11 protein-coding genes are annotated in these 11823 nt (G+C 67.9%); 10 read left to right on the top strand and 1 reads right to left on the bottom strand.

The features are described from left to right. Nucleotide 1: 1 nt before the first annotated feature. The gene (locus IB223_RS07290) at nucleotides 2–1891 is read left to right on the top strand and encodes an aromatic amino acid ammonia-lyase (RefSeq protein ID WP_192200927.1); all 1890 of its coding nucleotides are present in this window, start codon (nucleotides 2–4) and stop codon (nucleotides 1889–1891) included. A gap of 174 nt (nucleotides 1892–2065) precedes the next feature. Here IB223_RS07290 and IB223_RS07295 read toward each other — a convergent pair whose 3' ends face one another. Next, nucleotides 2066–3871 carry a diguanylate cyclase gene (locus IB223_RS07295; protein ID WP_192200928.1) on the bottom strand — a complete coding sequence of 602 codons (1806 nt, stop codon included), beginning with the start codon at nucleotides 3869–3871 and terminating at the stop codon, nucleotides 2066–2068. A 279-nt stretch (nucleotides 3872–4150) separates the two neighbouring features. Here IB223_RS07295 and IB223_RS07300 point away from each other — a divergent pair, with 279 nt between their 5' ends. The 9 genes from IB223_RS07300 to hisIE all read left to right on the top strand — a co-directional run bounded on the left by IB223_RS07300 (nucleotide 4151) and on the right by hisIE (nucleotide 11770). Then, nucleotides 4151–4477, top strand: coding sequence for a YerC/YecD family TrpR-related protein (locus IB223_RS07300; protein WP_192200929.1), 327 nt, complete (start codon nucleotides 4151–4153; stop codon nucleotides 4475–4477). A 9-nt stretch (nucleotides 4478–4486) separates the two neighbouring features. Then, nucleotides 4487–5401 (top strand): ATP phosphoribosyltransferase, encoded by a 915-nt coding sequence (gene hisG / locus IB223_RS07305; protein ID WP_192200930.1) that lies wholly within the window; start codon nucleotides 4487–4489, stop codon nucleotides 5399–5401. Continuing rightward, the gene (hisD, locus tag IB223_RS07310; RefSeq protein WP_192200931.1) at nucleotides 5398–6711 is read left to right on the top strand and encodes a histidinol dehydrogenase; all 1314 of its coding nucleotides are present in this window, start codon (nucleotides 5398–5400) and stop codon (nucleotides 6709–6711) included. Before hisG ends, hisD begins: the two co-directional genes overlap by 4 nt. Further along, entirely contained in the window at nucleotides 6708–7790 is a 1083-nt protein-coding gene (hisC, locus tag IB223_RS07315) for a histidinol-phosphate transaminase (RefSeq protein ID WP_192200932.1), read from the top strand. Before hisD ends, hisC begins: the two co-directional genes overlap by 4 nt. Before the next feature lie 187 nt (nucleotides 7791–7977). Continuing rightward, nucleotides 7978–9051, top strand: a complete 1074-nt coding sequence (gene hisB / locus IB223_RS07320) for a bifunctional histidinol-phosphatase/imidazoleglycerol-phosphate dehydratase HisB (protein ID WP_192200933.1) — start codon at nucleotides 7978–7980, stop codon at nucleotides 9049–9051. Beyond that, on the top strand, nucleotides 9048–9650 hold the full coding sequence (hisH, locus tag IB223_RS07325) for an imidazole glycerol phosphate synthase subunit HisH (RefSeq protein WP_192200934.1): 603 nt from the start codon (nucleotides 9048–9050) through the stop codon (nucleotides 9648–9650). Before hisB ends, hisH begins: the two co-directional genes overlap by 4 nt. Continuing rightward, a complete protein-coding gene (gene hisA / locus IB223_RS07330; RefSeq protein WP_192200935.1) occupies nucleotides 9647–10384 on the top strand; it encodes a 1-(5-phosphoribosyl)-5-[(5-phosphoribosylamino)methylideneamino]imidazole-4-carboxamide isomerase in 738 nt (245 codons plus the stop codon). Before hisH ends, hisA begins: the two co-directional genes overlap by 4 nt. After that, nucleotides 10378–11154, top strand: a complete 777-nt coding sequence (hisF, locus tag IB223_RS07335; RefSeq protein ID WP_192200936.1) for an imidazole glycerol phosphate synthase subunit HisF — start codon at nucleotides 10378–10380, stop codon at nucleotides 11152–11154. Before hisA ends, hisF begins: the two co-directional genes overlap by 7 nt. A 4-nt stretch (nucleotides 11155–11158) precedes the next feature. Next, the gene (gene hisIE / locus IB223_RS07340; RefSeq protein WP_192201289.1) at nucleotides 11159–11770 is read left to right on the top strand and encodes a bifunctional phosphoribosyl-AMP cyclohydrolase/phosphoribosyl-ATP diphosphatase HisIE; all 612 of its coding nucleotides are present in this window, start codon (nucleotides 11159–11161) and stop codon (nucleotides 11768–11770) included. Nucleotides 11771–11823 lie beyond the last annotated feature (53 nt).

Below are 11823 nucleotides of genomic sequence, written 5' to 3' on the forward strand. Positions count from 1 at the left end.
CATGAAGCCGATCCTGCTGGATGGAAAATCCCTCACCCGCGACCGGCTGGTCGAGATCGCGTTCGGTGCCAGTGTCGAGTTGGACAAAGGTGCATTGAAGGACGTCGCGCGCGCGGCCGACTTCCTGGCCGAACAGGTCCGCCGCGAAGAACCTATCTACGGCGTGTCCACCGGCTTCGGCAGCAATGCCGACAAGTTGCTGGGCGCGCATCCATTGCGCGACGAGTTGCCGGGCGCCACGAAGTCGGGACGTTCGCTGCATGAAGAACTGCAGTACAACCTGATCGTCACCCACGCGGTCTGCGTGGGCGAACCGATGGCGCCGGAGATCGTGCGCGCCATGCTGGGCATCCGCATCAACACACTGTTGAAGGGACACTCCGGCATCCGCGTGGAAACCCTGCAGGCGCTGGCGGCCATGCTCAATGCGGGCATCGTGCCGGTGGTGCCGTCGCTGGGTTCGGTCGGTGCCTCCGGCGATCTGGCCCCGCTGTCCCACCTGGCCATCGTGCTGCTGGGCGGCGGTGAAGCCTTCCTCGAAGGCGAGCGCATGTCCGGTGCCGATGCGCTGAAGCGCGCGGGGCTGTCGCCGGTCTCGCTGTCGTACAAGGAAGGCCTGGCGCTGAACAACGGCACCGCGCAGATGCTGGCGATGGGCGTGCTGGCGACCTATCGCCTGGACAACCTGCTGGACACCGCCGATCTGGCTGCGGCCATGACGATCGATGCGTTCGCGGGCCGGCTCGGCGCGTTCGCTGCAGAGGTCCATGCGCTGCGTCCGCATCCGGGCCAGGTGCATGTGGCCGCCCGCCTGCGCGATCTGCTCGAGGGTTCGACCCTCGCCGACATCCCGTATCACCTGGTACCGAAGTTCCGCCCATGGCTGCCGCGCAGCTGGGATACCGAAGAAGCGCAGGCGCTGCGCTTCGACATCGGCTGGGACTGGGTGCCGACCGACCAGCGGCATGGTCGCGAGAAGTTCTATCGGCGATTCATGCCATTCCGCGGCGGCAAGAAGCACCAGCCCCAGGACAGCTATTCGCTGCGCTGCATCCCGCAGGTGCATGGCGCCGTGCGTGATGCCGTCGAGCAGGCCAAGCGCGTGCTGGAGATCGAGCTCAACGCGGTCACCGACAATCCGCTGGTGTTCCCCGACAAGGAAGCCGACCACGTGGAGGAACAGGTGATCTCCGCCGGCCACTTCCATGGCATGCCGCTGGCGCTGGCGATGAGCTATGTGAAGGCGGCGATCCCGACGCTCGCGTCCATCTCCGAACGACGGCTCAACAAGCTGGTCGATCCGGCCACCAATGATGGGTTGCCGGCGTTCCTGATCGGCAACGAGGACGGCACCGAATCGGGCCACATGATCGTGCAGTACACCGCTGCGGCCATCGTCAACGACCTGGCCAGCCGCGCGCATCCGGCCAGCGTGTTTTCCGTGCCCACCAGTGCGAATGCCGAGGACCATGTGTCGATGGGCGCCAACGAGGCGCGCCACGTGCTGGCCATGGTGCAGGACCTGGGCAAGGTGCTGGCGCTGGAGTTGTACACCGCCGCGCAGGCGCTGGATCTGCGCCGCGACATGATCAATGCGGCGCGCGCGTTGTCGGATCGCACCGATGCCGAGGGGCTGGCGATGAAGGTGTCGGGCGGCCCGCAGGCAGGCGCCGAAGGGCGCGATGCCTTCCTGGCCGAAGTCGATGCCCTGCGCGCCGCGCTGGCGGCCAGCGACGCGTTCCATCCCGGCCATGCCGTCGCAGCCGCGCACGCGGCGATCCGCGCGAAGATCCCCTTCCTCGAGCGTGATCGCGCACTGGATGGCGAAGTGGCCACTGCCGTGCGCCTGGTGGAGTCGGGAGAGATCCTGGCGGCGATGCGGAACCGCTGAGCGGTTTCCATGTTGTAGGAGCGACGTAAGTCGCGACCGCAGGAACGATGCTGCCGTGATGAGTGGACAGCAGATGCGCGTGGGACGGCCTGTTTCCCGCTTCGCTGCCCGTGTCCGTGCTCTCGGGGTGCACGGTCGCGACTTACGTCGCTCCTACAAGATGAAGCGGAGGTTTCACAACGTCCGCACGCAGTCCCGCCCCTCGGCCTTCGCCGCGTACAGCGCCTGGTCTGCGACCTGAAGTGCCGATTCCAGGCTGTCGCGCGCTTCCAGGTCCACGCAATGCACGCCGATGCTGGCGGAGACCGCGATTTCCAGGTCGCCGCTGCGGCACGGCTGCGCTCGCAATGCCTGGCGCAGTTCTTCTGCCACCACGCTGGCTTCGCCCAGGCCCATGCCGGGCAGCGCGGCGATGAACTCCTCGCCGCCGAAACGGGCCAGCAGCGCGCCATGCGGACGCAGGGTTTCGGCCAGGGTGTTCGACGTGCAGCGCAGGCAGTCGTCGCCGACCAGGTGGCCGTACGTGTCGTTGATGCGCTTGAAGTAGTCCAGGTCGATCATCAGCAGCGAGATGGGACGCTGCGAGTTGCGCGACTGCGACAGCAGGTGCTCGAAGGCCTCGCGGAAATGCGTGCGGTTGTAGAGGTCGGTCAGGCCGTCGAGCCGGCTGGATTCACGCAGTCGGTGATGGGCGGTCTCGAGTTCGGACATCGTCTGGCGGAGCTCGGCGGTACGCGATACCACCTGTTCTTCCAGCGAGTTCTTCGCGTCCCGCACGATGCGCTCGTTCTCGTTGCGCAGGGCGGCGTACCGATAGCCCAGGGCAACCGAGAGCAGCAGCATTTCCAGCGCCGAGCCGATCTGCACCCCGTACTCGGTGATGAACCGCTTCGGCAGCAGGCCGAAGGCGAGGGCCACGAAGATGCCCGTGCCCAGCAGGAACATCGCCCATGCGAGCAGGAACACCTTGGCGGGCCGGTAGCCACTGCGCACCACCACCAGCGTGATCACCGCGATCCATACGATGCTGGGGAACACCGCTGCGGACGCGATCGGTGTCGCCACGTGGTAGGGAAGCTGGGTGGCGGCGATGCCGAGCAGCACGAAGAAGGCGATGATCGCCTTGCTGATGCGGTCGCCCAGCCGCCATCGCGTATTGAGATCGAGGAAGGTGCGCGAGAACTGCTGCATGCCGATCTGCGCCAGGCACACCGAGAGTGGCACCGACTTGTCGGCCAGCCACGTGGAATGGGGCCACAGGTATTCGAAGCCCAGTCCGTTGAGGGTGAACAGCACCAGGCCGAACGCGCTGATGTGGAAGAGGTACCAGAAGTAACTGCCGTCGCGCAGTACCAGCCACAACACCAGGTTGTAGAAGAACAACGCCAGCAGGATGCCGTAGTAGATGCCGATGCCGAGTTGCCCGTCGCGCGACAGTTCGGCGAAGGCGGCAGGCGTGTAGAGGAACAGCGGGACCTGCATCGAGCTCTGGCTCTGCACGCGGACGAGCAGGTCGACCTGCTGCCCTGTCGGCAGGTCGAGCCAGAAGTTGGGATGGCGGTAGCGGATGCTGCGTTGCTCGAACGGGAAGGTGTCGCCGCCGATGTGGTGCACGGTGCGCCCGTCGGGATAGCGCGCGTACACATCGATGCGGTCGCTCAGCGCGTACTGCTGCACCAGCAGCCAGCGCTGCTCGCGCGGGTTGGTGTTCTCGACGTTCACCCGGAACCAGAAGGCGCCGGTCTGGAAGCCGAACGAGGCATCGCCGTTCGGGAGTGGGGCGAAACCGCCTGCGGCGGCCTGCAGCAACGCATCGTCGACGGTTGCGGTACCGCTGGCATCGTGCAGGTAGGTGGTTTGCGGGGCGAGCGGGAGGTAGGTGCTGTCCGGGCCGATGCGTGCGGGCGCCGAAGCGGCCGTGACGATCGGCCAGCACGCGAGCAGCAGCGCGCATATCGCCAGCCGGCAGCGCGATGCCATGGTGTTCCCTGGTGCCCGCATGCCCGTTCCCCCCCGGGTGCCCTCAGTGCCGTCGCTCTTCCCGCGGCAGCCGTCCGGCGTCCTTGGCAGTGTACTCATCGTCCCTGTCCGCTCCAGTCCATTCCGGGCCTCTCGATGCGGCGATGCCTATCCCAACGGAAAGCGGGGGACGTTCCAGACAGTACCCGGTTGACGGCGACTGACTTCGCGCGTTAATGTATTAGCGCGTTAATACATAAGCTCAGCATCCTTTCCACGTCCACCGGTACCGCCCGCCCCATGAAGCGCCGCTCTCCCCACGACGAATCCCCGGACGATGCCCCGTTGCAGGCGCTTTCCGAGGCTCTGGCCGCCTTGAGCCAGGCCGGAGAGGTGCGTGCGTTCCTGGAGGACCTCTGTACCCCGGCCGAGCTGGAGGCCATGTCCGACCGCTGGCGGGTGGTGCCGCTGCTGCTCAAGGGCGTGCCGTACCGGGAAATCCACGATCTCACCCAGGTCAGCGTGACCACCATCGGCCGCGTCGCCCGCACGCTGGAGCGGGGTGCCGGCGGTTACGCCGCCGCCATGCAGCGCCAGCAGAGCGGGACGGCAGCCGCCTCCCACTGAGTTTCCAGAATGAGTCCCTCCCTCACTCCCGCGACGCGTGAGCGCCTGCGCATCGCCATCCAGAAGAGCGGGCGGCTGGCCGAGCCTGCGCGCACGCTGCTGGCCGCCTGCGGCCTGAGCTGGCGCGAAAGCCGCGACAAGCTCTTCTGCTACGGCGAGTCGCTGCCCGTGGACCTGCTGCTGGTCCGCGACGACGACATTCCCGGGCTGATCGCCGACGGCGTGTGCGACTTCGGCATCGTCGGGCGCAACGAGCTCGATGAACAGGCCGGCGAGCGCGCGTTGAACGGGATGCCGTTGGCCTATCGCGAACTGCGCCCGCTCGGCTTCGGCAGTTGCCGCCTGATGCTGGCGATACCCGACAGCTGGGAATGGGCGGGCCCGCAGCAACTGCAGGGCCTGCGCATCGCCACCAGCTATCCATCCATCCTGCGCCAGTGGTTGCGGGCGCGCGGCATCGATGCAGCGGTGGTGGAGCTTTCCGGTTCGGTCGAGATCGCACCGAAGCTGGGCACCGCGGACCTGATCTGCGACCTGGTTTCCAGCGGCGCTACCCTGGCGGCGAACCAGCTCAAGCCGGTGGAGACCCTGCTCGAGAGCGAAGCCGTACTCGCCGGCCCTGCGCGCGAGTTCGACGATGCGCGCGCGGGCCTGGCCGACATGTTGCTGCGCCGGCTCGATGGTGTCCTGAAGCTCAAGGACAGCAAGCTGCTGATGTTCCGCGCCGAGCGCGAAACGGTGCCGGCCCTGTCGCGCCTGCTGACCGACAGCGAGGGCCTGGTCACGCTGCCTGGCGGCGAGGAGGGACCTGTATCGCTGCAGGCGATGTGCCATGGCGCGGTGACCTGGCAGCGGCTGGAGGAACTGCAACGTGCGGGCGCGCAGGGCCTGATGGTGCTGTCGGTCGAGAGGTCGCTGGCATGAGTGCGTTGCTTGCCACTCGCTACGATTGGGATGCCCTGGACGAAACCTCCCGCGCCGCGTTGCTGGCGCGCCCGGCTCAGGCCGTGGCCCAGCGCACGCGCGATGCGGTCGCCGGCCTGCTGGCCGACGTGCAGGCGCGCGGCGACGTGGCGTTGCGCGAAGTGACCCTGCGCTTCGATGGCGTGGAGCTCACGACATTCGGCGTCAGCGAAGAAGAGTTCGCCGCCGCACACACTGCCGTGCCCGCCGACCTGCGCGAGGCAATGCAGGATGCGGCCGGACGCATCGAAGCCTTCCACCGTGCCGGCATGGCGCAACCGTATGCTGTCGAAACCGCACCGGGCGTGGTTTGCGAGCGGGTGATCCGCCCGATTCCCCGGGTCGGCCTGTATGTGCCGGCGGGCAGCGCACCCTTGCCTTCCACGGCGCTGATGCTGGGCGTTCCATCGCGTCTGGCCGGCTGCCGTGACGTGGTGCTGTGCACGCCGCCGCGCAAGGACGGCACTGCTGATCCGGCGGTGCTGGTGGCCGCGCAGCTGACCGGCGTGCGCCGCGTCTTCAAGCTTGGTGGCGCGCAGGCGATTGCCGCGATGGCATTCGGCACGGACAGCGTGCCCAAGTGCGACAAGCTGTTCGGCCCCGGCAACAGCTATGTCACCGAGGCGAAGCAACAGGTCGCGCAGGGCGGTGCAGCCGCCATCGACATGCCCGCGGGGCCATCCGAAGTGCTGGTGATCGCCGATGCCGGCGCCGATGCGGCCTTCGTCGCCGCCGACCTGCTGTCGCAGGCAGAACACGGTCCGGATTCGCAGGTGCTGCTGCTGTCCGATGACGATGGCTTGATCGAGCGTGTGCAGGCCGAGCTGGCGTCGCAACTCGCGATGCTGGATCGCGCCGACATCGCGCGGCAGGCGCTGTCGTCGTCGCGGCTGGTGAAGGTGTCCTCGCTGGAGGATGCCTTCGCCATCAGCAATCGCTACGCACCGGAACACCTGATCGTGGCGCTGCGCGAGCCGCGTACCTGGCTGGACCAGGTCGAGGCCGCGGGCTCCGTGTTCCTCGGCGACTACACGCCGGAGGCACTGGGCGACTACTGCAGCGGCACCAACCATGTGCTGCCCACCGCAGGCGCGGCACGGGCCTACAGTGGCGTCAGCGTCGCCAGCTTCCAGAACTTCGTCAGCGTGCAGTCCGCCAGCCGCGCCGGCATCGCCGCCATCGGCGACTGCGCGTTGACGCTCGCGCACGCAGAAGGGCTGGACGCGCATGCCAATGCCGTCGCGATCCGTCTGCGCAGGGCGGCCGCATGAGCGGCGTCGGGTCCCTGGTGCGTCCCGACCTGCGCGGGTTTGCCGGCTACAAGTCTGCGCGCAGTGAATCCGTGCGCGGCGACGTATGGTTGAACGCCAACGAGTCCGCGTGGGCGAACCCCGCGGACGGGGAGGGTCGCAGCCGCCGGTATCCGGAGCCGCAGCCGCCGGCCCTGCGTGCGCGGCTTGCGCAGCTCTATGGCGTGGTGCCGGAACAATTGCTGGTCGGGCGTGGCAGCGATGAAGCCATCGACCTGCTGGTGCGGGCACTGTGCGTGCCGGGGCAGGACGCCATTGTGGTGACGCCGCCGGTGTTCGGCATGTACGTGGTCTGCGCACGCCTGCAAGGGGCGCGCATCGTCGAGATTCCACTGGTCGACCACGAGGCCGGCTTCGCTGCCGACCTGGACGCGATCCGCGATGCGGCGCTGGCGCAAGGCGCGAAGCTGGTGTTCCTGTGCTCGCCATCGAACCCAGCGGGTTCGGTCATTCCGCTGGAGGGCGTCGCGGCATTGGCGCGTGCGCTGGATGGGCGCGCGCTGGTGGTGGTGGACGAGGCCTACGCCGAGTTCGCCGACGGCGCGTCCGCGACCACGCTGCTGGACACGCATGCCAACGTCGCCGTACTGCGGACCCTGTCGAAAGCGCATGCACTGGCGGCCGCACGCATCGGCGTGGTGATCGGTGGTGCGGAGCTGATCGCCGTGCTGCAGCGCTGCCAGGCGCCGTATCCGGTGCCGACGCCCTGCGCCGACCTGGCGCTGGAAGGACTGTCCGATGCGGCGATCGCGCAGACGCGGGAACGGGTGGCCGTCGTGCGTCGTGAGCGCGAGCGGCTGCTGTACGCGCTGGCCCGGATACCCGGCGTGCGCCATGTCTACCCCTCGCAGGGCAACTACCTGCTGGCGCGCTTCAGCGATGCCGAGGGCGCATTCCGCGCCTTGCTGGCTGCGGGGGTCGTGGTGCGCGACCAGCGCGCGGCCCCGCAACTCGGCGATGCGTTGCGCATCACCATCGGTTCCCCGGAGCAGAACGATCGCGTGCTGTCGGCGTTGAACATGCAGGAGGTGGCCGCATGATTTTTCCGTCTGTCACTGCCCCCCGGGCCGTCCCTGTCAGGGGTGCTTCGGCCTCGATCGAATTGCCCGCAGGGACAGTCAACAATCCGGTTGTTTCGGATAGGAGCGCGCTGCGGCGCGTTTATCGTCCTGGGTATGGCAGCGCTATCGGGGCGCGGGCTGAAGCCCCTCCTGCAGAGGCCGTGCCATGACGCCGATCCTTTTCATCGACCGCGACGGCACCCTCATCGAAGAGCCGGAAGACTTCCAGATCGATGCGTACGAGAAGGTCCGCTTCGTCGCCGGTGTCATTCCCGCGCTGCTGAAGCTGCGCGACGCCGGCTACCAGTTCGTCATCGTCAGCAACCAGGACGGACTGGGCAGCGAGCAGTATCCGCGCGCGAGCTTCGACGGTCCGCAGGCGCTGATGATGCAGGTGTTCGAAAGCCAGGGCATCCGCTTCCGCGACGTGCTGATCGATGAAAGCTGGCCGCACGAGAACAAGCCCACCCGCAAGCCCGGCATCGGCCTGATGGTTCCTTACCTGCAGGACCGTGGCATCGACTGGTCGCGGTCGGGCATGGTCGGCGACCGGCCGACGGACGTCCAGTTCGCCGACAACCTGAAGATCCGCGGGTTCCAGTTGAAGACGGCGCAGTTCGGGGGCGAGTGGGACTGGGCGGGCATTGCGCATGAGTTGGCGGACGCACCACGTCGTGCGGTCGTCCAGCGGAACACCAGGGAAACCAGGATCCGCGTCGAAGTGGATCTCGACCGCGTCGCGGAGCCCGTCGCGAAGACCGGCCTGCCGTTCTTCGACCACATGCTGGAGCAGATCGGCAAGCATGGCGGGTTCGCGCTGGACGTGCGCGCAGAGGGCGACCTGCACATCGACGAACACCACACGGTGGAAGACACCGGCCTTGCGTTGGGGCAGGCGCTGAAGGAAGCGCTGGGCGACAAGCGTGGCATCGGTCGTTACGGGTTCACGCTGCCGATGGACGAGACGCTGGCCAGCGCGGCGCTGGATTTCAGTGGCCGGCCGTACTTCGTCTTCAACGGCGAATTCAGGCGTGAGCGCGTCGGCGACCTGCCGACCGAACTGGTGCCGCATTTCTTCCGCTCGCTCTGCGATGCGTCCGGGCTGAACCTCAACCTGAGCGTGCAGGGCGACAACGACCACCACAAGGTGGAAGCCTCGTTCAAGGCCCTGGCGCGCGCATTGCGCCAGGCGGTGAAACGCGAGGGCGCGGAACTGCCTTCCACCAAGGGCGCGCTGTGATGCGTGTGGCCCTGATCGATGCCGGCGGCGCGAACCTGGGGTCGGTGCGCTACGCGCTGGACCGCCTGGGCGTGGAGCCCGAGCTGACCACCGATGCGGACGTCATCCGTGCGGCGGACCGGGTGATCCTGCCCGGTGTCAGCACGGCTGCGCAGGTGATGGGCGGCTTGCGCGCATCGGCGCTGGTGGATGTGCTGCGGACGCTGGAAAAGCCCTTGCTGGGTGTCTGCGTGGGCATGCAGATTCTGTTCGAGCACTCCGAAGAGGACGACACGCCCTGCCTGGGCCTGCTGCCGGGCCGCGTAGCCAAGCTGCCCGCCACGCCCGGCATCCGCGTGCCGCACATGGGCTGGAACACGCTCGCGTCGCGGCGTGAAAGCCTGTTGGCCCGCGACATCGCCGACGGCCGCCACGCGTACTTCGTCCACAGTTACGCCGCGCCAATCACTGCCGATTGCGTGGCGTCGAGTGAACATGGGGTGCCGTTCGCCGCCATCGTGCAGCGTGGCAACGTGGGGGGGGCCCAGTTCCATCCCGAGCGATCGGCAGATGTCGGCGCGCGTCTGCTGGAGAATTTCCTGAAGTACGGTGTGCAATGAGCGGATTCACGGTTTATCCCGCCATCGATGTGCGCGAAGGCCGCGTGGTCCGGCTGGCCCAGGGCGACTATGCGCGCGAGACACGCTATGACGGCACGCCGCTGGATGTCGCGATGCGCTACGCCGCGCAAGGGGCGGAATGGCTGCACCTCGTCGACCTGGATGCGGCGCGGGCGGGCGGCTACACCCTCGCACCGCTGTTGGGCGAACTCGCGCAACATGCGTCACTGAAGGTGCAGACCGGGGGAGGCGTGCGCCAGCGCGATGACGTGGCGCGCATCCTGGCGGCGGGCGCGCAGCGCGTCGTGGTCGGCTCGCTGGCCGTGCGCCAACCCGATACCGTCCTGGCCTGGCTGGCCGAGTTCGGCAGCGACCGCATCACGGTCGCGCTCGACACGCGCCGCGACGATGGCGGGGTCTGGCGCCTGCCGGTGCATGGCTGGACGGAAACCGCATCGGAAACACTGGATGAACTCGCGTCGCGCTACGCCGAGGGTGGCCTGCGGCACCTGCTGTGCACCGACATCGCCCGCGACGGCATGCTGACGGGACCGAACCTGGACCTCTACGCGCACCTGCGACAGGTCGTGCCGTCGTTGCAGGTGCAGGCGTCCGGCGGCGTCAGTGCCGTGGTCGATGTCACCGGGGCACGTGCCGCCGGTTGCGCCGGGATCGTGCTCGGGCGGGCATTGCTGGAGGGCAGGTTCGAACTGCCCGAGGCGCTGGCATGCTGAGCCGTCGCATCATTCCCTGCCTGGACGTGCGCGAAGGCCGCGTGGTCAAGGGCGTGAAGTTCCGCGACCATGTCGACATGGGCGACATCGCCGAGCTGGCGTTGCGATACCGGGACGAAGGCGCGGACGAACTGGTGTTCTACGACATCAGCGCGAGTCCGGAGGGGCGCTCCGTGGACTATGCCTGGATCGAGCGCGTGTCACGGCTGCTCGACATTCCGTTCTGCGTGGCGGGCGGCATCCGCGACGTCGAGACGGCACGGCGGGTGCTGCATAGCGGTGCCGACAAGGTGTCGGTGAACACACCTGCGCTGGAGCGCCCCGGTCTCATCGGCGAACTCGCCGAGGCCTTCGGCGTGCAGTGCGTCGTGGTTGGCGTGGATTCCATTCGGGAAGCGGACGGCGAATGGCGCGTGCGCCGTTACACCGGGGATCCCGCGAAGATGCAGGACGCCGGCTTGCGTACGCTGGATTGGGTGGTGCAGGCGCAACGGCTGGGTGCCGGCGAGATCGTGTTGAACTGCATGGACCAGGACGGCGTACGGCGTGGTTACGACATCACGCAATTGCAGGCCGTGCGCGCCGTGTGTGGCGTGCCCTTGATCGCCTCCGGTGGTGCGGGCGAGGTGCAGCATTTCGTCGATGTGTTCCAGCAGGCGGACGTGGATGGCGCGCTGGCCGCCAGCGTGTTCCACAGCGGGCATATCGCGATCCCGGCGTTGAAGCGGGTGTTGGCAGAGCAGGGCATCGAGGTGCGGCGTGGCGACTGAAACGATGAAGACCGACATCGAACCCTCGGCGCTGGACTGGACGAAGGGCGATGGCCTGCTGCCCGTCATCGTGCAGGATGCAGGAAACCTGCGCGTGCTGATGCTGGGCTACATGAACCGGGCGGCGCTGGACGCCACCCTGGCGAGCCGACGCGTGACCTTCTTCAGCCGCAGCAAACAGCGTCTGTGGACCAAGGGCGAGAGTTCGGGCCATGTGCTGGAACTGGTCTCGGTGGAGGCCGATTGCGACAACGATACGCTGCTGGTCCTCGCGCATCCGCAGGGACCGACCTGCCACCTGCAGCGGCCCAGTTGCTTCCCTTCGGCGCCGTCGGCGTTCCTGTCGGACCTAGATGCCCTGGTGGCGCAGCGCGACCGCGAGCGCCCCGTCGACAGCTACACGACGCGCCTGTTCGACGCCGGCGTGCGCCGCATCGCGCAGAAGGTGGGCGAGGAGGGCGTGGAAACCGCATTGGCCGCAGTCGCGCAGGACGAGACCGCACTGCTCGGCGAGAGCGCCGATCTGCTGTACCACCTGACGGTCCTGCTGCGGGCACGCGGCCTGTCGCTGGCCGACGCCGTCGACGTGCTGCGCCAACGCCACGCGTCCACGTGAGCTTCCCACGCACCTTGTAGGAGCGAGGTGAGTCGCGACCGTGGATCTGGATC

The sequence above is a fragment of the Pseudoxanthomonas sp. PXM03 genome (genome assembly GCF_014852005.1).
GTDB lineage: Bacteria > Pseudomonadota > Gammaproteobacteria > Xanthomonadales > Xanthomonadaceae > Pseudoxanthomonas_A.

What these genes read in the sequence shown, in the direction of transcription:
- IB223_RS07290 (WP_192200927.1), top strand. Translation starts at nt 2, where the DNA reads ATGAAGCCGATCCTGCTGGATGGAAAATCCCTCACCCGCGACCGGCTG.
- IB223_RS07295 (WP_192200928.1), bottom strand. Translation starts at nt 3,871, where the DNA reads ATGGCATCGCGCTGCCGGCTGGCGATATGCGCGCTGCTGCTCGCGTGC.
- IB223_RS07300 (WP_192200929.1), top strand. Translation starts at nt 4,151, where the DNA reads ATGAAGCGCCGCTCTCCCCACGACGAATCCCCGGACGATGCCCCGTTG.
- hisG (WP_192200930.1), top strand. Translation starts at nt 4,487, where the DNA reads ATGAGTCCCTCCCTCACTCCCGCGACGCGTGAGCGCCTGCGCATCGCC.
- hisD (WP_192200931.1), top strand. Translation starts at nt 5,398, where the DNA reads ATGAGTGCGTTGCTTGCCACTCGCTACGATTGGGATGCCCTGGACGAA.
- hisC (WP_192200932.1), top strand. Translation starts at nt 6,708, where the DNA reads ATGAGCGGCGTCGGGTCCCTGGTGCGTCCCGACCTGCGCGGGTTTGCC.
- hisB (WP_192200933.1), top strand. Translation starts at nt 7,978, where the DNA reads ATGACGCCGATCCTTTTCATCGACCGCGACGGCACCCTCATCGAAGAG.
- hisA (WP_192200935.1), top strand. Translation starts at nt 9,647, where the DNA reads ATGAGCGGATTCACGGTTTATCCCGCCATCGATGTGCGCGAAGGCCGC.
- hisF (WP_192200936.1), top strand. Translation starts at nt 10,378, where the DNA reads ATGCTGAGCCGTCGCATCATTCCCTGCCTGGACGTGCGCGAAGGCCGC.
- hisIE (WP_192201289.1), top strand. Translation starts at nt 11,159, where the DNA reads ATGAAGACCGACATCGAACCCTCGGCGCTGGACTGGACGAAGGGCGAT.